Here is a 22,244-nt window from a genome sequence, read left to right as displayed (position 1 = left end):
CAGATAATCAGCATCAGGCGCAACAACATCCATAGTTTGACCCTCCTCGAAGTGAGCGATGCAGCAGGTGCATAACCTGTGAGCCCACATGGAGGAGATGGCGATGAAGCCCACCCGTTTTTTTGGAAAGACCGTACTGACCTGCACATTCATCCTGGCAATGATCGGTTGGGGAGTCGGTTTCTATGGACCGCCGATCTATATGCAAGCCGTTATGGATCGCACCGGCTGGCCGGTTGCCCAGGTGTCGGCGGCCGTCACGCTGCACTTTCTCAGCGGTACGCTGGTCATCGCCAACCTGCCAAGGCTCTACGCGCGCGTTGGTGTGCCGGCCATTACCTTGCTGGGCTGCGTGGTGCTGGGGGTCGGGGTGAATCTCTGGGCGCAGGCGAGCCAGTTATGGGTGCTGTATGCCGGGGCCATCTGCTCGGGCATCGGTTGGGTGACATTAGGCGCCGCAGCCGTTAACACCCTGATCGCCCCTTGGTATATCAAGGAGCGGCCCAAGGCCTTGGGCAAGGCTTACAACGGCGCCAGCATGGGTGGGGTAATTTTCTCGCCGCTGTGGGTGTTGCTGATCGAGCGTTTTGGCTTTGCCACGGCGGCACTGGTGATCAGCCTCGCAGCCGTGCTGCTGCTGGGTAGCTTCGCCTTTCTGGTTTTCAATAAAAGCCCTCAAAGCCTCGGTCAGCATCCCGACAATGCCGACCAACCAGAACCGGTAGCCACTGGCACGAGCGCCGCCCCCTGGACTGCGGCGCAAACCCTCAAGTCGGCAAATTTCCGTTCCCTGGCAGCGGGCATGTCCCTGGGGCTGTTCGCCCAGATAGGCTTGATCGCGCACCTGTATTCGATTCTGGCGGGACGCATGGGCGCCCATGACGCCTCATACGCCATGGGCCTGGCCACCGCCAGCGCCATGGGCGGACGTTACGTAGCCGCACGCTTGATGACCCAAGGCGTCAACCGCCGTCAACTGGCCTGCCTGGGTTATGGGATTCAGATGCTTGGAACACTGATGCTCCTGGGCCTGGATATCCACCCGGCGGTCGCCTGGGTGGCGGTGGTGTTGATCGGTTCGGGGATCGGCAACGCCACTTCATTGCCGCCGTTGATTGCCCAGGCTGAGTTCAGCCGTGAACAAACCGCCAGGGTGATTGCGCTGATGGTCGCAATCAGTCAAGCCACCTACGCCTTCGCCCCGGCGTTCTTCGGCCTGGTCCGCTCCGTCTTTGCCGAACCGAGCCAGGCCATCGCCGCTATCGTGGTTGCCGCCGTCGTGGTGCAAGGGCTCGCGATCCTGGCGTTCTACAAGGGCGTGGTCACCCGCCCTTTCAAGAAAACCGTGTACTGACTCGTACTGACTCTCTACCTACGTCAGGATCGGGCCAGCACTAGTCCCCTGCACGGATGCGCTCGACCAGACGTGCCTGCAGCAATTTGAGTTCCTCGGGATCGGCCTTGCCCCGCCCATGTATGCCCGCCTCCTCGCCCTCCCAGCGAGGGACGATGTGTACATGAATGTGGTAGACCGTTTGCCCGGCCGGAGCCCCGTTGAACTGCGCGATTTGCACACCATCGGGCTTCAACTCGTCCACGACGACCCGCGTGAGCCGCTGCACGGCAGACATCATCGCGCCAAGGACCGCAGGCTCGACATCAAGAATATTCCGGGCCTGGCACGCTTTGGGAATCACCAGGACGTGGCCGCGCGATTGAGGAAAAATATCCAGAAAGGCCAGTACATCGGCGTCTTCGTAAATCTTGTAGCACGGCGCGTCGCCACGAAGGATTAGCGCGAAGATGTTCTGCGGATCGTAATCACCGTGCAGGCTCATGATCATTCCTTAAGCGGTTATTAGAACAGTTGACTGCCAGCAAGCCGGCATCAACCGATCAGAAGGTTTAGCACAATCAACTGGCTGTTTTCCATAAAACGGACAAAAGCCCCGGTACTTTGCAGTGCCGGGGTCTGAAGTTACGTGGCGTCACGCCCGGTTTTTCAACGTGTCATAGGCTTCAAGCGAACGCAGCGAGTAAATGTACGCGGCACCTGCATTCAGCGAGATCGCGGTTGCCAGGGCGGCGGCCACCTCTTCGCGGCTGGCACCCGCCTTGATCGCCGCGTCGGTGTGCGCGGCGATACAGCCATCGCAGCGGGTGGTGACTGCGATTGCGATTGAAATCAGTTCGCGAGTCTTGGCATCGAGTACGTCGTTTTCGCTGGCGGCCTCCCCAAGGGCCATGTAGGCCTTGACCATTTTAGGGTTGCTCTTGCCCAGCGCGCCAAAGGCTTTTTGAATGGTGGGCAACAATTCAGACCAGTTGTTGAACATGGCATTAACTCCTGAGTGGGTTGGGTGTACTGTTTCGACGCCCTCAGTTTTTCACTCTGGCGCGGGTCGATTTTGTTCAATCCGCTCAGTTTTTTTGGCGATGCTCTCAAATGAATGCGATCGATAGGCTCATCAGCCTGGCCAATGTGCGCGGCAGTCTGGATCTACGCTGTCAGTTCCAGGGTGACTGGGCTCTGGATCATGAACAGCAAGCCCTGGGCAGAGCGCCCTATCACATTGTGTTGGCGGGAGAGTGCCGGGTGGAGTTTCCCGACGGGCAACGTTTACCCATGCGCGCAGGTGACATCCTGCTTCTACCTCGTGGGGCGCGGCACCTGATGCACAGCCCTGGGAAAACAGTGGCGCCAACCTCACCGAAACTCGTCACAGGTGGCGCGCTGCCGGTCCATCGTATTGGCAACGCCAGTGCCGAACTGGACATGCTGTGTGGCGACTTTCACTTCAATCGGGCCTCACTGCTGTTTGCCTCCCTGCCCGAATACCTGGTCATCCCCAGCGGCGCGTTACCGGCCAACGGTCCGCTACCCGCGCTGGTGGACGTCATTCGTGCGGAAGCCGATGAGGACAAGGTCGGCGCTCGTTTTCTGCTCGATGCGCTTTCCCAGGCATTGTTCACGCTTATTCTGCGTGCGCATCTGGCAAATCATGGCCAGGACAGCGGCTCGCTGGCCCTGTTGGGCGATAAACGTCTGGGGCGAGCGTGGCAGGCGATGCTGGCAGATCCGGCCTACGAGTGGACGATTCAAGGCCTGGCGGACCTCGCGAACATGTCCCGCGCGAGCTTCATGCGCACGTTCGTTCGCGTGGCCGGCGTATCGCCTTGGGTGTTGTTGACGCAAATACGCATGGAGTTAGCGTTCAGTCTGCTGAGCCATTCGCACTTGGGTTTGAGCGATATTGCCGTGCAGGTCGGTTACCAATCCCAGGCGGCGTTCAGCAAGAAGTTCAAGGAGATTTATGGGCAAGCACCAGGAAAAGTGCGACGTACGATCTAGCCTGTGGCAAGGGAATTTATCCCCGCTGGGCTGCGTAACAGCCCTAAAGCAACCAACTCAATCTTCCTGGCACACCGAGTTGCTGGTTTGGGGCCGCTGCGCAGCCCAACGGGGATAAATCCCCTCGCCACAAAAGGGTGTTTCACCTGCTCAGATGATGTATCTCCGAACTGCTCTTTTGGCGAGGGAGTAGCACCTGCTCAAACGTCCAGAACCACGGTCTCGCTCCCCTGTGCCGGCACTGCGCAACAGATCAGTACCTCATCTTCGCCGACCGGCTCGGCCGGACTGTTCAGATAATGCACCTGCCCCTGGCTCAACCGGGTTTTACAGGTGCCGCACGAACCGCCGCGGCAGCTGAACTCAGGGCTCAGGCCCCGGGCTTCGGCAAGCTCCAGCAGGGTCCCGCTGCCCGGTTCCCAGCGGGCCTCCTTGCCGGAGCTGGCGAACAGGATTTTCACCGACTCGCTCGATGCAGGCACTTGCGGGGCCGCTGGCACGCTGACTTCGGCGTCGCGTACCAGTGTGGATGGGCCGAAGGTTTCGGCATGAATGCGATCGTCTGGAATGCGCAATGTGCGCAACCCGTCATACAGCGACTGGGTAAAGCTGCCGGGCCCGCACAGGTAGTAGTCGTAGTCATCGAGCGCCAGCAGTTGCTTGAGCAGCTCGACATCGATCCTGCCCGTCGCGTCATAACCTTGCCCGGCCCCTTCGCTGGGCGGTTGGCTGACCAGACGCAGGACCTTTACCTTGCCTGCGGCGCGCTTGACCAGCTCATCGATTTCCTCGCGAAAGGCCAGGTCGGCAACCGTACGCGCGCTTTGCACCATCCAGACCGGACGCATCCGGCTCATGCGCAGGCCCTGATAAACCACCTCGCGCAACATCGACAACAGCGGCGTCACACCCACGCCCGCCGCCAGCAGCACCAAGGGCCGCCGCTCAGTGGCCTGAACCGTGAAATGCCCTTGAGGCGCTCGCGCCTCAAGCTCGTGCGCCACTTGAATCTGGTCGTGCAGATGCGCGGAGACCAAGCCATCGCGCTTAACGCTGATGCGCAGGAAATCATCCGACGGCGCGCTGGACACGCTGTAGGTACGAATCGAGGGGGCTTTCTGCCCCTCCAGCAAAATTCGCACAGGCAAGTGCTGGCCAGCGTCAAACCGGGGCACGCCCGCTCCGTCGGCCGCTTGCAGATAGAAAGAGCGAATGTTGTGGCTCTCATCCACCACACGAACCACGCGCAAGGGGCGCCAATGGGTCCGCAGGGCTTCGGCCTGCAAGCGCTCAGCGGCCTGCTCCCAGCTCCCGGTCATCAATGAATTGGGTGAGTCGCCCGCGCTCTGGTCCTTCCAGCGCAATGGGATCGCTGCCGTGCGGTAAACAACGCGCTGCGGCTTGAAGCGCAGCAGCCGCTCGGCGCCCTGGAACGCTGCTATTTCGGGGTCGTCCAGCAACACTTGGGCTGAACCGGTCATTTGCAGAAGATCGCCGGTCTTGAAATCGATGAAGGTCAGGCCCGCACGGGGATTGAGCAGGATGTTGCCCAGGGTGTTGAAGAACAGGTTTCCGGAAAAGTCCGGAATGGTCAGCGTCCCGTCCTCATCCATGCGCACAAAACCCGGCTTGCCGCCGCGATGAGATGCATCGACCTGCCGCTCGCCGTCGCGCTCCACATAGGTGGCGATATAAAACGAATCAGCCGCCGTGATCAGGCGCCGGGCCAATGGGTCCGTTGCCACCAAGTGTCGGGCGTCACCAGCCTGCTCGCGGACAAAGGAATATTGGCGCAGGTTGATATAGCGAGGGCAATTGCCATAGGCCTGGCTGACGGAAATTTCCAGCCCGTGATCGAGCAGGCGGCGAATGTTGCCGTTCATGCGGTTGCGCCGACGGGTGTGCAATTCGATACCCAGCATGCCGATGGCAGCCCCCTCGCCCATGCCCTCCTGGGCCGGATCACTGGGTTGCGGCTTGAGATTGATCTGCAGGGTTTGCGGATCAGGTGAGCGCATGAAGCCGGGTTTGCCGGTGCGCAGGGTCGCCCACACGTCACCTTGCCGATCCACGGCGCCCAATACCACGAAAGGCAACTGCGCGTAGAACTCCCGGTGCTGGTCCGGCATCCAGTTGCGCGCCAATTGGCGCTGGCCAACGCTGGTCATCATGTCGACCGCACCGACCGAGCGTTGCAAGGTCAATTCGCCTTCATGCCAGGGTGACGATTGTAGTTTCGAGGCTTCGTCCATCAGCTACTCCTCGCGCCCGCAGCCTTGCAGACTGCGTTGAGACGCTACGGTCAGGGGGACTGCGCTACGCCTCTTGCCGAGGGTGCATTGCAGGTGGGGTTATCTTCTTCCCAAAGGGATTGGGGAGGAATACGCACGAACTGCAATCCATCGTTTCATAAACTGGAATGAACCCGCACAGGGACGCCTGCGGGAGAATCACCAGAACCGGACAGTCGGTCCGTTCACCGCTGAAGGTCAGCGCCCCAGTGCAAGAGCGATCTTCAGTTGCAAATCGTTTTGGGAGAAGGGCTTGCGCAACACAGGACGATGGGCGAACTCGTTCGGCAACCCGCTGGCGCCGTATCCGGTGCTGAATAAAAACGGAATTTGCCGGGCCTGAAGAATTTCGGCAACCGGAAAAACCCGCTCGCCGGCCAGGTTGACATCCAGAATGGCCAGGTCGATCGCCACCAGGTTCGCCACTTCACACGCCGTAGCAAGCCGAGCCATTGACGCCACCACCACGCAGCCGAGTTCCTCCAGCATTTCTTCGACCAGCATGGCAATCGCGCCTTCGTCCTCGACCACCAGCACTCTGACTCCAGGGAACGAACTCATGGGCTGGGCGCCCCGATCTGAAACGAGAGTCGGCAGCAAACCCCCTTCGGGTCAAAGGTGAGGTCAAATGCCCCGCCCAAGTCGCGCTCGATGCAGCGTTTCATCAAACGCGAACCCAGCCCCTGCCGGCTTGGCTGGGATACCTGCGGCCCGCCCTGCTCGCGCCAGTCCAGGGTCAGCAGCACGCCATTGGATTGTGGTTGCACCGCCCACGTCACGGACACCGTGCCCGTCTCCACAGACATCGCTCCGTATTTAAGTGCATTGATCGCCAGCTCATTGAGGGTCATCGTGAGGTTGAGGGCGACTCGGGTACTGACATCGACAGGGTCGCCCTCAACCACGATTCGACCGGGTTCCTGACCGAATATCGGCATCAGCACTTCATGGGCAAGGGACCCCATTGGCGTCTGCCCCCAATGGCGCCGGGTCAACAGATCGTGGGCCCGGGACAACGCAAGCAGCCTGGCTTCGAAACGTTTGTAACCGTCGTTCGCATCCTCGGCATTGCGCGCCGTTTGTGCCGCCAGGGACTGCACAGTGGCCAGGGTATTCTTGACCCGATGATTGAGTTCGTCGATCAGGGTCTTCTGGCGGTTTTCCGCCTGCTTTCGCTCGGTGATATCCACCAGCATGTTGATGGCGCCCACCAGGTTGCCATCGGCGTCATGCAGCGGTGTGGGATAAGGCGCAAACGGCACACGAGTGCCATCGGGCCGCTCGGCAATGGCCTCGACACCACGTATCGGGCGGTTTTCCTTCAAGGCCACCGCCATCGGGCATTGGTCGTGGGCAAGCGCGCTTCCGTCGGTGTTGAATAGTTTCCAGGTCACACACCACAGGTCACCCAACTGAGGCGTTCGGCCGGACAACTCCACGGCCGCCCGATTGAAAAAGGTGATGCGCCCTTGTGCATCGGTCGTATACACCGCAGCGGGCAGAGCCTCGAGAAGATTGCGCATATGCCGTTCGCTTTCACGAATCTGGCTTTCCATTCGCTGGGCGACGGTGACGTCGATGGTGAAACAGCGCGTGTGGAAAAGCTTGCCGTCCTCAATCCTGCCATTGGAAGTAATCGCGACATGTTTGATCGTGCCGTCTTTGGCTCTTAACCGCGCCGGATAACTGTCAAGACTCTTGCCGCTGCCCAGTTTATTGAGGATGTCGCCAATGACCGACTCATCCACATGAAACTCAGTGATAGGGCGACCGATATATTCTTCAGCCGAATAACCCAACAGGGACAGTTCAGCCTTGTTGGCGCGCAGGATAATGCCCTCTCCACTGACAATGTGCAGACCCACTGCGCCATTATCGAAAAAGTCCTCGAAGTCGGCACTCTTGCGTCGCAGCTCTTCGGCCATGGCGTGGTGCGCCGAGACGTCCTGAAAGCAATTGATCGCCCCTTGAATGGCACCGTGCCGATCTCTAAGGGCCTGGATGTTCACCAGGGCCACGATACGGCTCCCGTCCGCACGCTCAATCAGCACTTTGCGGTTACGTACCGCTACGCCGGTATCAAGCGCCGAAGCCATAGGGCAATCTTCAAAGGCCAACGGTGTACCGTCTGGGAGGAAAAGCCGATAGGAGCCGCAGAAACGGTCACCGTTTTTTCCAAGGTCCGGCGCTCTCCCCCACAGCTCGGCCGCCTCACTGTTGTGCCTGACAATCCAACCCTCGTGGTCGCAAAGGTAGAGCGCGCCAGGGATGGCATCGAGCGCGCTGGCACCCATGGTGATGAAGCTTTCGTATTCGCTAGGCGTGGGTGTTGGCGTGGCCAGCTCATTGATGTTCGACATTGATAATCCTCAATCCGCTTGGCTGAAACGCCTTCGCTCTCCTTCGCCCCGGTTTCAGTATCCAGAGTCGGGACTTGCAGCTCGGATAAATCCTTCGAATGCGGGTTCGGATATTTTTCATAGAGCCTTCAGGTTGCAAATCTAGATCCCTGTGCAACGCACGAGTTCATGAAAGTTCAGCGTGCCAACGTTATCGCCAGAAAACACCGCTGCGCAGGCGCGCGACATGTTGAAAACAAGACAGGCGGTACCGCTATGGGCGACAAACATCAGGCGTAGCGGGATTGATCCTCTATGCTGGCTCCATTAAAGGAGTTTCTTCGAATGGCTGAACTTGAACCGCGATTGCTACACGTGCACTCCCTCAAGGCCGCCTGCTCCAACTGCAGCGTGCTTGAGCTGTGCCTGCCTATCGGGCTGACGGGGGGCGAAGTCGAGCGTCTGGACACCTTGATTTCTCAGCGGGTGAAGATCAAAAAAGGTGCGGCGCTGTACCGCACCGGCGATCCGCTGCGCTCGTTGTATGCCGTGCGGCTGGGCTTCTTCAAGACCAGCGTATTGTCGATCGACGGTCGCGAACAAATCACCGGGTTCCAGATGCAAGGCGAAATGCTCGGTCTGGACGCCATCAGCACCGATCATTACGCCTGCAATGCAATAGCGCTGGAAGACAGCGAAGTGTGCCCGCTTCCTTTCAACAGCCTGGAAAAACTTGCCCACGATTTGCCATCGTTACAGCACAACCTCAACAAGCTCATGAGCCGAGAGATCGTGCGCGACCACAGCATGCTACTGATGATTGGCAACATGAATGCCGATGAGCGACTTGCGGCGTTTCTGCTGAACCTGTCTCAACGCCTGAATATGCGCGGTTACTCCTCCAGGGAATTCGTCTTGCGCATGAGCCGTGAGGCTATCGGCTCTTATCTGGGCCTGCGGCTGGAAACGATCTGCCGGGGTATCGCGCACCTGCGAGAAGAGGAACTGGTAGAAATGCATGGACGCAACGTCACCATCCTGGACCTGCCCGGCCTCAGGCAAAAAGTCGCTGGTTGTCATCGTCACTCAGCGCTGTAAAACCCTCTCGACGCGCTTGCGTCCCTGATTATCTGCCCGTTGCCTGATCGACCATCCAACTGGAAGGCGGGGCTGCCTTTCTGACTTTTGTCAGCTCACAGGCAGTTGCCAGGCCGCGCGACGGCTCACTTACCCCCTTGTTGATTTAGCTCAATGTCTCGCCATCACCCAGGCGTAGAAAAAGCAGACCGGGCCCTGACAGCTCGCCCGCTTTGCATCATCTGGAGGACGCCTCGATGAGCGACTTGACCCTGCGCAAGACCATTCTGGAAGAACTGGAGTTCCAACCCGACATCAATGCAGCCCATATTGGCGTGGCCGTCGACAACGGCGTTGTCACCCTCTCCGGCCACGTCAGCAGCTATGCAGAAAAAATCAGCGCTGAACGCGCCGTCAAAAACATCGAAGGCGTGCGCGCCGTGGCTGAGCAAATCCAGGTCCGACTGAATAAAAACGCCGGCACCGCAGACGACACCATTGCCAATCGCGCCTTGAAGATCATCAATTGGAGCTGCGACGTTCCTGAAGGCGACATAAAAGTCATCGTGCAAAACGGCTGGGTCAGCCTGGAAGGCGAAGTGGACTGGCAATACCAGAAAGAAAGCGTGGAGCGGGCCGTATTCAAGTTGTCCGGCGTGGTGGGCGTGAGCAACCGGCTTACCCTGCGCCCTCGAGTGGACGCGGGCAATATCCAGATCCAGCGTCGTATCGAGGAGGCCCTTAAACGCAATGCCGAAGTGGATGCCAAGGGGATTCACGTCAAGGTCGATGGGGATGTGGTGAGGCTCGAAGGCAAGGTCCATCTATGGCGCCAGCGTAAAATCGCGGAACGGGCGGCGTGGTCGGTGCCGGGAGTCAGAGAGGTGGACAATCACCTGTTGCTTGTCTGAGTCGCAGACCCGCAGGGCGAACCTTCTCTGCGGCGATCCTTGCGTTGTGTGTCCAGCCGTTGTCGTCATTGAGCCGAGGCCATGAAAAAAATCACCAATGGAACCTGTCATATTTCCTGGTCGCACTGGTTGTGTTCAGCGTTGCGCAGTTTCTGTTTTCCGAACGGCCAACGGTGCAGGTCATCCCCTACAGCCAGTTCCTGCAGCTGGTCAACGAGCAAAAGGTCAGCGACCTACGGGTGGAAAACGACCGGATCAGCGGCAAACTGCAGGAGCCCATCGCCGGTCATAACCTGTTCTCGACCATACGGGTCGATCCTGCGCTAGCGACGGATCTCGCCCACTCGGGTGTCGGCTTTACCGGGGTCAACGAAAACACCTTCCTGGGTGGTTTGCTGGGCTGGTTGCTGCCCTTCGGCTTGATCATGCTGATCTGGCATTTCATGTTCCGGGGGTTGGCGGAAAAACAAGGCATGGGCGGGCTGATGAACATCGGCAAGTCCCGCGCCAAGGTATTCGTCGAGCGGGATACCGGAGTGACCTTTGCCGATGTGGCAGGAATCGACGAGGCCAGGGTCGAACTGGTGGAAATTGTGTCCTTTCTCAAGGACAAGGCCAAATACGCACGGCTGGGGGCGCATATCCCCAAAGGTACGCTGCTGGTCGGCCCGCCGGGCACCGGCAAGACCCTGGTGGCCAAAGCCATCGCCGGAGAAGCCGGGGTGCCCTTCTTCTCGATATCGGGCTCCGAGTTCGTCGAGATGTTCGTCGGTGTCGGTGCCGCTCGCGTACACGATTTGTTCGAGCAGGCCCGGCAGGCGGCCCCCTGCATCATTTTTATCGATGAACTCGATGCGCTGGGCAAGATGCGCGGTGTCGGCGCCTGGGGTGGCAATGACGAGAAAGAACAGACCCTTAACCAATTACTGGCGGAACTGGATGGGTTCGACCCTCGAGAGGGTGTTGTGTTGCTCGCCGCCACCAACCGGCCCGAGGTACTGGACCCGGCATTGCTGCGTGCCGGCCGGATAGACCGGCAGATTCTGATCGATCGCCCCGACCGTAAAGGCCGGCAGGCGATCCTCACCGTTCACCTTAAGAAAATCGTCGTGGGGCCGGACCTTGACAGCGAGCGCATCGCTGACATCACCACCGGTTTCACTGGCGCTGACATAGCCAACCTGGTCAACGAAGCCGCCATCGTTGCCACTCGTCGCGGCGCCGAAACCGTCAGTCTCGATGACTTCACGGCAGCCGTGGAACGCATCGTCGCCGGGATTGAACGCAAGAGCAGCCTGTTGTTGCCTGATGAACGCCAGGTGGTGGCCTATCACGAAATTGGTCATGCCCTGGCCGCCAGCAACCTGCCGGCCATGGACCCGGTCCACAAGGTCTCGATTGTGCCCCGCGCCATCGGTTCGCTCGGTTACACGTTACAGCGACCGACCGAAGACCATTTCCTCATCAGTTGCCAGATGCTCAAGGATCGCATTGTCGTGCTGATGGCCGGCCGCGCCGCCGAATTCCTTGCCTATGGCCAGATATCAACCGGCGCCGCCGATGACCTGGCCCGTGCAACCGATATAGCCCGCCAGCTGATCACCCGGTTCGGCATGAGTGCTGAGCTTGGTCAGGCGGTGCTGGAACGTAAAAGTGCCACTTACCTGGGTGAACGCATGCAGGAAGTCGCAGAACGGGATTATTCGCAAATAACCGCCAGAGAAGTGGATCTGGGCATACGCGCCCTACTCGATGAAGCCTATCAGCGAGCCAAGGTCCTGCTTGAAAGCCATCGGGACGATCTCGACGCCGGCGCTCGTCTCTTGCTGGAAAGGGAAACCCTGACCCCTGAAGAATTTGCCCCGCTCCTACCGCTCAAGCGCCCCTTGATACGGGCTGCGCGACCTCTAACGCGCTGAGCGTGAACGGCCACGACCAGGATATCTGGACTGCATCGACCCGCAACTGGCCAGCGAAGCCCACATCGTCGCTATGGCTGCCGGCCGCCCTCCCCCTGAAAGTCGGCGGTCGATTCCCGGTGCCAGGCTCGCTGCAGCAAATCGATGACGATTTCATCCGATGTCTGGGGAAACTCCTTGTACCAATAGCCTATGGACATCATCCAGTCAGGAATCAACGGACAAATCACCTCATCCACTTCGCTGCGCAGCGCCTCCAGCGTTTCAAGCGGCGCAACCGGTACGGCGACCACGATGCGCGAAGGTCCTTGCGTGCGGACCGCGTGGATCGCCGCCATCATCGAGGCCCCTGTCGCCACGCCGTCGTCAATCAGGATGACCACCTGGTCCTTGAGTTGTACAGGCGCACGCGTGCCTCGGTAAGCCTGCTCACGACGCAACAGCTCCCGGGTTTCCCGAGCAACCACGGCGTCGAAACCGGCCTGATCAATCGGGTGAGCACGAAGTGCCTCATCATTGAGAATCTGTATGCCGCCACTGGCAATGGCGCCCATGGCGAATTCCGGGTTGGACGGTACACCCAGTTTGCGGACCAGCAAAAGGTCCAGGCGTACCTGCAGAGCGGTGACCACTTCATAGGCCACCGGAACCCCGCCGCGCGGCAAGGCCAGGACGATGACGTCGGGTCGATGGGCGTATTTGAGCAAATCTTCCACCAGCCCATGCCCCGCTGCGCGCCTGTCCTCCCACACCGTTTGCAATGAAGGACTCTGATTCATTGGAAAATCTCCCCAGGCTGTTGTGCCCATCGTTCAACGATAATCCAGCGTCCTCCGATATAGCTGCCCAGGCGTTGATTTATATCAATTTCCTTGCAGGGCAGTTCAGGACCCCAGCTACCCAAAGAAACTCGGGCGAGCTAGCCACGCATGAGGGGCTTTTTCTTGCCTGTGCATTCGTGCGGGAATGAACTTGCTCGAATGTGTTGTTGAAGCTGATGGCCGCTTCGCGAGCAAGCTCGCACACAGGGTCCGGCGGTGAACACAAATACCGCGTACGAATGTGGGAGCGAGCCTGCTCGCGAAGGGGGCCCTCAGAGCTCCACGCTGTCGCGATATTCCGGCACCGATACCGACCAGCCCAGTTCATCGCGAATGCGATGGCGCAAGACATCGGAAGCGTTGGGTTCGCCGTGGACGACATAGGTATGCCGGGGCGGTGTCTTGAAACCGCGCAACCATTGCATGATTTCGTCGGCATCGGCATGGGCGGACAATGTTTGCATCGGCACCACTTCAGCGTTGATTGGCACGTCCTTGCCATGGATGCGCACCGCAGGCTCGCCCGCCACGATCCTTGCGCCGCGCGTGCCACCGGCCTGGAAACCCGGCATCAACAAGGTATTGATGGGGTTGGGCGCCAGGCTCTTGAGGTGAAACAACACCCGCCCTCCGGTAGCCATGCCACTGGCGGCGATGATCACCGCGGGGGTGCGTTGCAGGTCCAGGTTCATGGAGTCCCTGGCCGAGCGCACTGGATGCGCGATGTGGCACATGCCTTCGCACTCCTCCCTGGACAAACGATGTTCATCGCCAAAGCGTTGATACAAGCGGGTTACGTCGATGGCCATGGGGCTGTTCAGGTAGATGGGAATGTCCGGGATCGCCATACGTTGTTTCAGGCGGTACAGGTGATACATCAGCAGTTGTGCCCGACCGACCGTGAACGAGGGCACCAAGGTGATGCCGCCGCGCAACGCGGTGCGGGTGATGACGTCAGCCAGTTGATCTTCCGGCGATTGATTCGGGTGCCGCCGGTCGCCGTAGGTGGACTCAACCAACAGGTAGTCCGCCTGCTCGATGGTCTGCGGGGCAAACATCACCGGGTCCTCGGGGCGCCCCAGGTCGCCGGAGCACACCAACGTAACGCCACCGGCCTGCACCTGCACCGTAGCGGCGCCCAGGATGTGTCCCGCGCGGCGCAGCACAATCCCCACCCCACGGGCGATATCCACCGGATGATCGAACGCTATCGGGCGTAACAGTTTCAGCGCCCGCTCGGCATGGTCCCGGGTGTACAACGGCATGGCAGGATCATGCTTGGAAAACCCCTTGCGGTTGGCGTATTCGGCCTCTTCTTCCTGCAAGCGGGCGCTGTCGAGCAAGAGGATCTTGACCAACTCGCAGGTGGCCGGCGTGGCATAGACCGGACCGCGATAGCCGTTGCGTACCTGCACTGGCAGGTAACCGCTGTGGTCCAGGTGTGCGTGAGTCAGCACGATCGCGTCCAGGTCACGCATCGGCAGTTCGAAGGGGTCCCAGTTGTGCAAGCGCAACTGTTTGTAGCCCTGAAACAGCCCGCAGTCGATCAGGATTCGCTGATCGTCGTGCTCCAACAGGTATTTGCTACCGGTGACCGTGCCGGCCGCCCCTAGAAACGTCATGCGCATGAGCGTGCTCCTGAACCATCGATGGAAGTTCCATTGGTCGCACTATTCACACAAACGGCCATTGACTTTCATCAAGGACGCAGCGGTGAACGCCGGTTTCCTCACACAGCCAGCACGCTGCACGACACCTGATACAAAATATGCTCTGTGGTACTACCCAATAGCCCGTGTGGGCCACCCTTCTGGGAGCGGCCCATGACCACGACATCTACCTCATGTTCCAGGGCAAATTCACTCAAGGCTGAAACCGGATGGCCGAGCACGAAGTGCCTGCGCTCGGCCGGCACGCCGAACAGGTTGGCCAGCTCCAGGAAAGTTTTTTCCAGGCTTCTGCGCAGTTCATTGCTGAGCTGTTTGAGCGTCAGGCCACCACCACCGACATCGCCCAGATAGACCGAGGAGACCTCATAGGCGTGAATCAGATGCAGTTCGGCGTCGCACTGCAAGGCCAAGCCGATTGCCTCGCGAATGATCCGGTCGTTGAGCCCACTGTTTTGCGCAAAGTCGCTGGAAGGATCCACCGCAGCAACCACTTTGCGCGGCAAGGCGTGGCCAGTGGCGCCCACCAGGTACATCGGAACCGGGCACTGGCGCAACAGACGCCAGTCCAGCGGTGTAAGGAAGGCCCGTTTGAGCAGGGGCTCGTGTTGCACCTGCTTGATAAGCAGATCAGGCTGGATTTGCGTAACGTGCTGCAGAATTTGCTCGTCCATGCCGTCGACCCACTCCACCTGCGTGGTGACCCTCAGGCCTCGACGCCGCATCTTGTCGGCCTCCTCCTCGAGCCAGTGGCGATGGTCCTGCAGGTAGTTCTGGCGCGCTTCATCACGGGGCTCTTGCTCCAACAGCGAGAGTATGTCCAGTGACGGCACCAACGCAGAAACATGCAAGTGCGCCCCGCTGGCCGCCGTCAGGGCTGCGGCATGATGCAGCGCGGGAGAGTGTCGTTGTGCCGGGTTGAGAATCAACAGCAAGCGCTGGTACTGGCTCATGATGGATCTCCAAAAAGTGGAACGGCGCGACGCCGAAGTCATGACATGCGTGAGACAGTCAACCCGGCGTCGGCGTCCAGTGCCAGTTCAAGACTTCAGGCATGTCCTGCCCATGTTCGATCAGGTAAAGCTGGTGCTTCTCCATGGTGGCCCAGTAGCGGTCCCGGGCGTTCTCCACCAGCGATTGCAACCGTGGTACCCGCTGGATGACATCGAATGCCAGTTGGTAGCGATCCAGGTGATTGATCACCACCATGTCGAACGGCGTGGTGGTGGCCCCCTCCTCCATGAAACCGCGCACATGGAAATTGTCATGGTTATGGCGTTTGTAGACCAGACGATGGATCAGTGAAGGGTAGCCGTGGAAAGCGAAAATCACCGGTTTGTCCACAGTAAACAGCTCATCGAATCCGGCATCCGGCAGACCATGGGAATGTTGTTGCGGCGGTTGCAGGGCCATCAGGTCCACCACGTTCACGACCCGCACGCGCAGATCCGGCACGTATTCGCGCAACAGGGTCACGGCAGCCAGGGTTTCCAGGGTCGGCACGTCACCGGCGCAGGCCATCACCACGTCCGGGTCTTCATCGTTGTGGCAGGCGAAGGCCCAACGACCGATGCCAGTGGAGCAGTGCCTGATGGCCGAGTCGATATCCAGCCATTGCCACTCCGGTTGCTTGCCGGCCACGATTACGTTGATGTAATCGCGACTCTTGAGACAGTGATCGGCAACCGACAACAAACAGTTGGCATCCGGCGGCAAGTAGATACGCACCACATTGGCACTCTTGTTCGCCACATGATCGATAAACCCCGGATCCTGATGGGAGAAGCCATTGTGGTCCTGGCGCCAGACGTGGGATGTGAGCAGGTAGTTGAGCGAAGCGATCGACGCCCGCCAGGGAATCTGCGCAGCGGTCTTGAGCCATTTGGCGTGCTGGTTGAACATCGAATCGACGATATGGATGAACGCCTCATAGCAGGAGAACAGTCCATGACGGCCCGTCAGCAAATACCCTTCAAGCCAGCCTTCACACACCTGCTCGCTGAGGATTTCCATCACCCGGCCGTCGCATGCCAGGTTGGTATCCCCCGTTTCAGTGGTCGCCATCCAGGTCTTGCCACTGACCTCGTACACCGCGTCAAGGCGATTGGAGGCGGTTTCGTCGGGGCCGAACAGGCGAAAGTTGCCAGCCTTGAGGTTGTACTTCATCACGTCCCGGACAAAACCGCCCAACACCCGGGTGGACTCGGCCTGCACACTGCCGGGCGCGGAAAACTGCACGGCGTAATCGGTAAACCGCGGCAGCTCAAGTGGCTGGATGAGCAAGCCGCCATTGGCGTGGGGATTGGCGCCCAGACGCCGATGCCCTGTGGGCGCCAGCGCCGCAATCTCCGGCAGCAACGCACCGCCGGCGTCGAACAGTTCCTGCGGCCGGTAGCTCTCGAGCCATTGTTGCAACTGCGTCAAATGCATGGGCTGCTCGAAATGGCTCAGTGGCACCTGGTGGGAGCGCCAGGTGCCCTCGACCTGCTGACCGTCGACAAACCGCGGACCGGTCCAACCCTTGGGCGTGCGCAGCACCAGCATGGGCCACAATGGCCGCTCCAGTTCCTGTCCCGAGGAGTCCGCACGGGCCGTGCGCTGGATTTCGCGGATCTTGAGCAGCATGCCGTCCAGGACCATCGCCAGTTGCTGGTGAACGGTTTGCGGATCATCGCCTTCGACAAAATAGGGATCGTAGCCATACCCGTACATCAGGGCTGACAGCTCGTCTTCACTGATACGCGAAAGCAAAGTGGGGTTGGCGATTTTGAAGCCATTGAGATGAAGAATGGGTAGCACGGCGCCGTCGCGCCTGGGGTTGAGGAACTTGTTGGAATGCCAGCTCGCTGCCAGCGTACCGGTTTCGGCTTCACCGTCACCGATGACGCAGGCCACGATCAGGTCAGGGTTGTCGAACGCCGCACCGTAGGCGTGGGCCAGGCAATACCCCAGTTCCCCGCCTTCATGGATGGAACCCGGAATCTGCGCCGAGACATGACTGGACAACCCGTAGGGCCAGGAGAACTGCCGGAACAGGCGTAGCATCCCGTTTTCGTTCTGTTCCACCGAGGGATAACACTGGGTGAAGCTGCCCTCCAGATAGCTTTGGGCGACGATGGCCGGTCCGCCGTGCCCAGGGCCGGTGACCAGAATCATGTTCAGGTCGTGGGCCTTGATCAGGTGATTGAGGTGCACGTAAACCAGGTTAAGCCCCGGCGTCGTCCCCCAATGGCCCAACAGGCGTGGTTTGACGTGGCCCAGTAGCAGCGGTTTGCGCAACAAAGGGTTGTCTTTGAGGTAAATCTGGCCCACGGCCAGGTAATTGGAGGCACGCCAATAGGCGTCAATGCCTTCCAGTTGGTCGGGGCTAAGAAAATCGCTCATCACATTCTCCCAAAGAGGCTGGACTAACCGCGACCTGTCCTGGTCGCTTGAACCGCTATCGAACGGTCTGCCATGACTGATTCTGGAGCGCTTGAACAGGCCCGACTTGATTTACATCAGAATCAGCGCCCTGCTCATTCCCTGACCGCCAACAGACTGCCCGACACCGAATACAGGGCCCGCTCTGTCGTGCTGCCGATCAGACGGTCCAGGCCCAGGCGTTGCTCGGTGCCCATCACCACCACATCAACCTCGAACTCATTGAGGAATTCCTGGATCACCGGCACCGGCATACCAATGACGAAGTGCCGGCGCTCGGGAGGAACGCTCCAGCGCTCGGCCAAATTGATGAATGCAGTGTGCAGCGACTCTCGCAAGGCCTCGGCAAAGTCGTCATCCCCAGCCCCTGCCAGCAACGGGGTCTCGCCGTTGAAGGCCGGTGACAGATCGCAGGCGTGCAGCAGATGCAACGGGGCATTGCATTGCAGGGCCATTGCCCCGGCAGCCTGGATAATGCGCTCATTCAAAGCATAGGACTGGGGACTGGCGGGGTCCACCGCCGCCACGACCCGGCGCGGCAAACTGTGGGTGGCATGGTTGACCAGATGCACCGGCACCGGGCAATCGCGCAGCAGATGGCAGTCCAGAGGCGTCACGAAAACACGCTTGAGCAGCGGCTCGAGGGTCACATCCTTGATCAGCAAGTCGGGCTGGAACTGTTCGACGTAACGCAGAATGTCCAGCAATGGATGAGTGGTCCAGACCACATGTGTCGTCACATCCAGCCCTTGCTCCTTGAGCAGTGCCGCTTCCTCCACCATCCAGCGACGATAGTGGTGCATATAGCGCTGAACCGTCGCTTCATCGTCTTTTTCGCCCCACAAATGGGTGTGTGGCGGTGGTTGAACGAATGCGCACAGGTGCAAGGCCGCGCCGCTGACCCTGGCCAGGGCACAGGCCCGACGCAGCGCGGCAGACGGATGCAGGTCGGCCTCAACGATCAATAGCAAACGTTGGTACTGTCCCATCACATACCTCCACGGGTCTGTTCGCCATCAGGTCCCGAGCGGTCCCTCTCTGGCATGGACACAGCGTGCGCTTGTCACCCCGGGGCGGCTTGATCTTTATCAACTGCATGCACATACCTGTGGGAGCAAAGCTTGCTCGCGATGCAGGCACCCAGGTCTTCAGGTGGACCGCATGAATGTTCATCGCGGGCAAGCCTTGCTCCCACAGGTTTGGCTCCCACAGAAATTGCCCCCAAAAACCTTTATTTGCGCGACGCCATCGATCCAAACCCACCAGCCCCAGCGCAATCCCGACACACCCCGCCAATATCCCCCCGGCATTGATCATCGACGAGCGGATTGGAGAGCACTGATCCAGATCAGAATCGATCCGCCGCGCCGGCGTAGAACAGTAACGAATGCACGGCCTTTGCCGCGCCGAAAGTTCACACCCGATGGAGGAACGCATCATGCTCAACGCCAAAGACCACAATGAACGCGCCGCTGCCATGTATGCCAGCATCAGCGGCAAGCACTGGATCCAGGCACTCAGAGATGGCCGGCACGTGCTGATCAGGCCACTGAAGGAAGAAGATCGCCAGCGTGAATACGACTTCATCAAGCATCTGTCGCCGGAGTCCCGGCACATGCGTTTCCTGGCGCAAATCAATGAACCAGGCGCGGCCATGCTCGACCAGTTGATGGATGTCGACTGCAAGACGCGCCTGGCCTACATCGCCCTGATCCATGACAACGGACAACTGATCGAAATCGGTGTCAGTCGCTATTGCGCCACCAGTGAACACGAATGCGAGTGCGCCGTGACGGTCGCCGATCAATGGCAGCATCTGGGGCTGGGTACGTTGTTGATGGAGCATCTGATAGAGGCGGCCCGCAAGAACGGCTATCGCCAGTTGTATTCCATCGACTCCGCCGATAACGCCCCCATGCGGGACCTGGCCCATAGCCTGGGGTTCGAAACCCGCACCGACCCCGACGACGCCCGGCAGGTCATCCATCGTCTCTATCTTTAGCCACAACTCATAGCGCGGGCCCCGGCTTCAGGTCCCGCGCAGTTGCTACTGCCTTCACTCGCCCGGCTTGATTGCCCATACGCTGCAAGGTGCCCGTTGCAGCACCTGCTCGGCGGTACTGCCCAAGTGCTTGTCCAGGCCTCGATGCTGTGTCGTGCCCATGACAATGACGTCGCACTGATGATCGGTGGCGAACGTGCAGATGCTGCTCAGCGGCGCACCTTCAATGAAGTGGCGCTGCTGCGGCGGCACCCCGTGACGCTCGGCCAGCGATTCAAACACTTCGTGCTGCGCCTGCCCCAATGCTTCATAGAGCCCGGTGGCGAGCGGGAGCGCACCCACGCCCATATCGGCGGCGTACACCGCCGTCCAGTCGAAGGCGTGCAGCAACTCGACCTGAGCGTTGCATTGTTCAGCCAGTTTCACCGCGGCATCGACGATCCGGTCGTTGAACACCAGGTCCTGCTCCTCGCTGCGCAGCACATCGACGATCGCCAGGACCTGCCGGGGCCGCGGATGACGCGCATCAGTGACCAGGTGTACCGGCACCGGACAGTCCCGCAGCAGGCGCCAGTCCATGGGCGTGAAGAAAATCCGCTTCATCACCGGTTCAGGCTCGGCGTCCTTGATGATCAGCGCCAATGGCAGCTCTTTGACGTACTGCTGCAAGGCCTGATAAGCGTCTTTGCCCCAGACCACCTCGCTCGTTGCCTCCACACCGTGGCGGCGCGCCAGCTCAGCCTGTTGCCATAACCAGTGCCGATGCGTTTCCAGATACCCGTCGCGAGCCTTCTTGACCTGCTCCGGCGCAAAAAGACCGGCCACCGAGAGCACCTCCAGATAATCGATGGCGACGATGTGCAGGGGCAAATCCAGTGCCAGGGCCAGTTCGGTGGCGCGGTCGAACGCAGGCGAACGGGTCATGGCATCGGGTGCCAATAACAACAAACGTTGGGTCTGGGACATGGAACACCTCGGCACGTGGCGCTAGCCACTTAAAGGATTGAGGGTTCCAGAATGAACGTATGGCACGGGCGGGACTTGATCTTCATCAAACTGCCACCACACAGGCTCACAGATTCGGGAGCAGAACACCGGCCCACATCGCCAGCGTCACCAGCACCTGGCCGGGAATGAAATACCCGGCGAAACGCCGTCCACCACTGAGCCAGGCCACCACGCATTTACTCAGGGAATTGCTGCTCATCGCCATCAAGACCGGTATGGCGATGCCATCCAGGGGCAACAACCCGGCCTTCGCCAGGGAAGCAACAGAGGCAATCGAGGCATGAGCATCAACCAGCCCGCTGAAAACCGCGGTTACGGTTACCCCGGTCTGACCGAATTCGGCAAGCATCGCCGACGACAGGACCGTAATACCGGTCATCGCCAGGACTACCGTCAAGGCCAGTTTTAGGTTGAAGGCCCCGCCGCGCTTGATCGGTTCATCAGCCCGTACCCTGGAACGGGGAAACATCAACACCCCGGCGTAGACCAACGTTGTCAGCACGCCGCAGAGCAGCGGGCCCCACATCCAAAGCAGCAGGGCCGGTTCTACCGCGCCGAGGATCAGTCCTATCTGCGCCACTGTCGCCAGATTGGACAATATGGCAGCGGCGCTCAGCACCTTGAGATTGGCCGGCTCTTTCGCGGCGATGTTACCCATGGTCGCAACGGTCAGCGTGGCCGAGGCAAACCCCGACGCAACCGCGCTGAGGGCGTAACCGTAGTGAGTGCCAAGCGTACGCACCGCGACATGCCCCAGCGCACCCACCGCCATCAACATGACCGTCAACATACAGATGGTGCGCAGGTTGATCGCATCGTAAGGCCCGAGGAAACGATCCGGCACCAGCGGCAACACCACCAGCGCGGCGATCAACAGCACCAGGCCGTCGCGCATCTCGGCTGCGGTCAATTGATTGCGGGCAAAATGGTGCAACGCCTGGCGGCTGGCGAGCAGACCGGCCATCACCACGCCAATCGCGGTCGCGAGGGCCGGGGCACTCACACAGAGCGCGCCTAAGGCCAACACGGCAAACAACGCCACTTCGCTGGTGATGCCGGGGTCTTCGTCGAGGCTTTTCCAGTACGCCACCGTCACCAAGGCGCCCAATGCCAGCGCCATGAACCCCAGCAACAACGGGCCGCCGGCCTGGACCGTGAGGTAGCCAAGCAACGAAGTGATGGCAAAGGTCCGCAGACCGGCGAAGTCGCGCCTGACGCCCTCGCCTTTGCGACGCTCGCGCTCAAGCCCGATCAACAGACCGATTCCCAGCGCAGCGGCGGCGTTGGCAAAGTCCAGGGTTTCGCTCATGGTGGCGGTTCTATACTGAATGTTCCGGTTGTACCTGAGTCCAGGGTAGCCCCTGGGAAGATTCATGATCAAACATAGCGCCATTGCCCGGCGTCGTGCGCATTGATACCACGCTTCTGGCGTGA

At 60.0% G+C, this 22,244-nt stretch carries 18 protein-coding genes; 6 read left to right on the top strand and 12 right to left on the bottom strand.

Annotation, left to right across the window (positions count from 1 at the left end; translation table 11 throughout):
• The first annotated feature begins 103 nt into the window (after positions 1–103).
• A complete protein-coding gene (locus tag PSH57_RS12810; RefSeq protein WP_305389880.1) occupies positions 104–1,354 on the top strand; it encodes an MFS transporter in 1,251 nt (416 codons plus the stop codon).
• Between the two features lie 40 nt (positions 1,355–1,394).
• On the opposite strand, the gene PSH57_RS12805 is transcribed toward PSH57_RS12810, so the two are convergent.
• Complete coding sequence (locus tag PSH57_RS12805; protein ID WP_305389878.1) at positions 1,395–1,838, bottom strand: HIT family protein; 444 nt, start codon at positions 1,836–1,838, stop codon at positions 1,395–1,397.
• Positions 1,839–1,988: 150 nt separating this feature from the next.
• The gene (locus PSH57_RS12800) at positions 1,989–2,336 is read right to left on the bottom strand and encodes a carboxymuconolactone decarboxylase family protein (RefSeq protein WP_305389877.1); all 348 of its coding nucleotides are present in this window, start codon (positions 2,334–2,336) and stop codon (positions 1,989–1,991) included.
• Between the two features lie 110 nt (positions 2,337–2,446).
• On the opposite strand from PSH57_RS12800, the gene PSH57_RS12795 reads away from it, so the two are divergent.
• Positions 2,447–3,352 carry an AraC family transcriptional regulator gene (locus tag PSH57_RS12795; RefSeq protein ID WP_305389875.1) on the top strand — a complete coding sequence of 302 codons (906 nt, stop codon included), beginning with the start codon at positions 2,447–2,449 and terminating at the stop codon, positions 3,350–3,352.
• A 200-nt stretch (positions 3,353–3,552) separates the two neighbouring features.
• Here the strand turns inward: PSH57_RS12795 and PSH57_RS12790 are convergent, their stop codons facing one another.
• From PSH57_RS12790 to PSH57_RS12780, 3 genes are all read right to left on the bottom strand, one after another.
• Entirely contained in the window at positions 3,553–5,604 is a 2,052-nt protein-coding gene (locus tag PSH57_RS12790; protein WP_305389873.1) for a 2Fe-2S iron-sulfur cluster-binding protein, read from the bottom strand.
• Between the two features lie 237 nt (positions 5,605–5,841).
• Positions 5,842–6,204, bottom strand: coding sequence for a response regulator (locus PSH57_RS12785; protein WP_305389871.1), 363 nt, complete (start codon positions 6,202–6,204; stop codon positions 5,842–5,844).
• Positions 6,201–8,003 (bottom strand): sensor histidine kinase, encoded by a 1,803-nt coding sequence (locus tag PSH57_RS12780; protein ID WP_305389870.1) that lies wholly within the window; start codon positions 8,001–8,003, stop codon positions 6,201–6,203. The genes PSH57_RS12785 and PSH57_RS12780 overlap by 4 nt, the downstream gene beginning before the upstream one ends.
• Before the next feature lie 324 nt (positions 8,004–8,327).
• Here PSH57_RS12780 and fnr point away from each other — a divergent pair, with 324 nt between their 5' ends.
• The 3 genes from fnr (at position 8,328) to ftsH (ending at position 11,889) form a co-directional block, all read left to right on the top strand.
• The gene (fnr, locus tag PSH57_RS12775) at positions 8,328–9,080 is read left to right on the top strand and encodes a fumarate/nitrate reduction transcriptional regulator Fnr (RefSeq protein WP_305389868.1); all 753 of its coding nucleotides are present in this window, start codon (positions 8,328–8,330) and stop codon (positions 9,078–9,080) included.
• Between the two features lie 236 nt (positions 9,081–9,316).
• A complete protein-coding gene (locus PSH57_RS12770) occupies positions 9,317–9,970 on the top strand; it encodes a BON domain-containing protein (protein WP_305389867.1) in 654 nt (217 codons plus the stop codon).
• 68 nt (positions 9,971–10,038) lie between these two features.
• On the top strand, positions 10,039–11,889 hold the full coding sequence (ftsH, locus tag PSH57_RS12765) for an ATP-dependent zinc metalloprotease FtsH (RefSeq protein WP_305390372.1): 1,851 nt from the start codon (positions 10,039–10,041) through the stop codon (positions 11,887–11,889).
• Positions 11,890–11,960: 71 nt separating this feature from the next.
• Here ftsH and PSH57_RS12760 read toward each other — a convergent pair whose 3' ends face one another.
• From PSH57_RS12760 to PSH57_RS12740, 5 genes are all read right to left on the bottom strand, one after another.
• Entirely contained in the window at positions 11,961–12,668 is a 708-nt protein-coding gene (locus tag PSH57_RS12760; RefSeq protein ID WP_305389866.1) for a phosphoribosyltransferase, read from the bottom strand.
• A 314-nt stretch (positions 12,669–12,982) separates the two neighbouring features.
• Positions 12,983–14,338: an MBL fold metallo-hydrolase RNA specificity domain-containing protein gene (locus PSH57_RS12755; protein WP_305389865.1), complete on the bottom strand. Its 1,356-nt coding sequence runs from the start codon at positions 14,336–14,338 to the stop codon at positions 12,983–12,985.
• Positions 14,339–14,439: 101 nt separating this feature from the next.
• Positions 14,440–15,330, bottom strand: a complete 891-nt coding sequence (locus tag PSH57_RS12750) for a universal stress protein (RefSeq protein WP_305389864.1) — start codon at positions 15,328–15,330, stop codon at positions 14,440–14,442.
• A 58-nt stretch (positions 15,331–15,388) separates the two neighbouring features.
• The gene (locus PSH57_RS12745) at positions 15,389–17,761 is read right to left on the bottom strand and encodes a phosphoketolase family protein (protein WP_305389863.1); all 2,373 of its coding nucleotides are present in this window, start codon (positions 17,759–17,761) and stop codon (positions 15,389–15,391) included.
• 134 nt (positions 17,762–17,895) lie between these two features.
• Entirely contained in the window at positions 17,896–18,789 is an 894-nt protein-coding gene (locus PSH57_RS12740; protein ID WP_305389862.1) for a universal stress protein, read from the bottom strand.
• Between the two features lie 449 nt (positions 18,790–19,238).
• On the opposite strand from PSH57_RS12740, the gene PSH57_RS12735 reads away from it, so the two are divergent.
• The gene (locus PSH57_RS12735; RefSeq protein WP_305389861.1) at positions 19,239–19,802 is read left to right on the top strand and encodes a GNAT family N-acetyltransferase; all 564 of its coding nucleotides are present in this window, start codon (positions 19,239–19,241) and stop codon (positions 19,800–19,802) included.
• Positions 19,803–19,856: 54 nt separating this feature from the next.
• On the opposite strand, the gene PSH57_RS12730 is transcribed toward PSH57_RS12735, so the two are convergent.
• Both PSH57_RS12730 and PSH57_RS12725 read right to left on the bottom strand, forming a co-directional pair.
• Positions 19,857–20,768 (bottom strand): universal stress protein, encoded by a 912-nt coding sequence (locus PSH57_RS12730; protein WP_305389860.1) that lies wholly within the window; start codon positions 20,766–20,768, stop codon positions 19,857–19,859.
• Between the two features lie 106 nt (positions 20,769–20,874).
• The gene (locus PSH57_RS12725) at positions 20,875–22,119 is read right to left on the bottom strand and encodes an MgtC/SapB family protein (protein WP_305389858.1); all 1,245 of its coding nucleotides are present in this window, start codon (positions 22,117–22,119) and stop codon (positions 20,875–20,877) included.
• Positions 22,120–22,244: the final 125 nt, after the last annotated feature.

This window comes from Pseudomonas hefeiensis, from assembly GCF_030687835.1.
Taxonomy (GTDB): domain Bacteria; phylum Pseudomonadota; class Gammaproteobacteria; order Pseudomonadales; family Pseudomonadaceae; genus Aquipseudomonas; species Aquipseudomonas hefeiensis.
Note: the sequence above shows the minus strand (reverse complement) of the source record. Positions and strands in the feature narration are given on the sequence as shown.

What these genes read in the sequence shown, in the direction of transcription:
- PSH57_RS12810 (WP_305389880.1), top strand. Translation starts at nt 104, where the DNA reads ATGAAGCCCACCCGTTTTTTTGGAAAGACCGTACTGACCTGCACATTC.
- PSH57_RS12805 (WP_305389878.1), bottom strand. Translation starts at nt 1,838, where the DNA reads ATGAGCCTGCACGGTGATTACGATCCGCAGAACATCTTCGCGCTAATC.
- PSH57_RS12800 (WP_305389877.1), bottom strand. Translation starts at nt 2,336, where the DNA reads ATGTTCAACAACTGGTCTGAATTGTTGCCCACCATTCAAAAAGCCTTT.
- PSH57_RS12795 (WP_305389875.1), top strand. Translation starts at nt 2,447, where the DNA reads ATGAATGCGATCGATAGGCTCATCAGCCTGGCCAATGTGCGCGGCAGT.
- PSH57_RS12790 (WP_305389873.1), bottom strand. Translation starts at nt 5,604, where the DNA reads ATGGACGAAGCCTCGAAACTACAATCGTCACCCTGGCATGAAGGCGAA.
- PSH57_RS12785 (WP_305389871.1), bottom strand. Translation starts at nt 6,204, where the DNA reads ATGAGTTCGTTCCCTGGAGTCAGAGTGCTGGTGGTCGAGGACGAAGGC.
- PSH57_RS12780 (WP_305389870.1), bottom strand. Translation starts at nt 8,003, where the DNA reads ATGTCGAACATCAATGAGCTGGCCACGCCAACACCCACGCCTAGCGAA.
- fnr (WP_305389868.1), top strand. Translation starts at nt 8,328, where the DNA reads ATGGCTGAACTTGAACCGCGATTGCTACACGTGCACTCCCTCAAGGCC.
- PSH57_RS12770 (WP_305389867.1), top strand. Translation starts at nt 9,317, where the DNA reads ATGAGCGACTTGACCCTGCGCAAGACCATTCTGGAAGAACTGGAGTTC.
- PSH57_RS12760 (WP_305389866.1), bottom strand. Translation starts at nt 12,668, where the DNA reads ATGAATCAGAGTCCTTCATTGCAAACGGTGTGGGAGGACAGGCGCGCA.
- PSH57_RS12755 (WP_305389865.1), bottom strand. Translation starts at nt 14,338, where the DNA reads ATGCGCATGACGTTTCTAGGGGCGGCCGGCACGGTCACCGGTAGCAAA.
- PSH57_RS12750 (WP_305389864.1), bottom strand. Translation starts at nt 15,330, where the DNA reads ATGAGCCAGTACCAGCGCTTGCTGTTGATTCTCAACCCGGCACAACGA.
- PSH57_RS12745 (WP_305389863.1), bottom strand. Translation starts at nt 17,761, where the DNA reads ATGAGCGATTTTCTTAGCCCCGACCAACTGGAAGGCATTGACGCCTAT.
- PSH57_RS12740 (WP_305389862.1), bottom strand. Translation starts at nt 18,789, where the DNA reads ATGGGACAGTACCAACGTTTGCTATTGATCGTTGAGGCCGACCTGCAT.
- PSH57_RS12735 (WP_305389861.1), top strand. Translation starts at nt 19,239, where the DNA reads ATGCTCAACGCCAAAGACCACAATGAACGCGCCGCTGCCATGTATGCC.
- PSH57_RS12730 (WP_305389860.1), bottom strand. Translation starts at nt 20,768, where the DNA reads ATGTCCCAGACCCAACGTTTGTTGTTATTGGCACCCGATGCCATGACC.
- PSH57_RS12725 (WP_305389858.1), bottom strand. Translation starts at nt 22,119, where the DNA reads ATGAGCGAAACCCTGGACTTTGCCAACGCCGCCGCTGCGCTGGGAATC.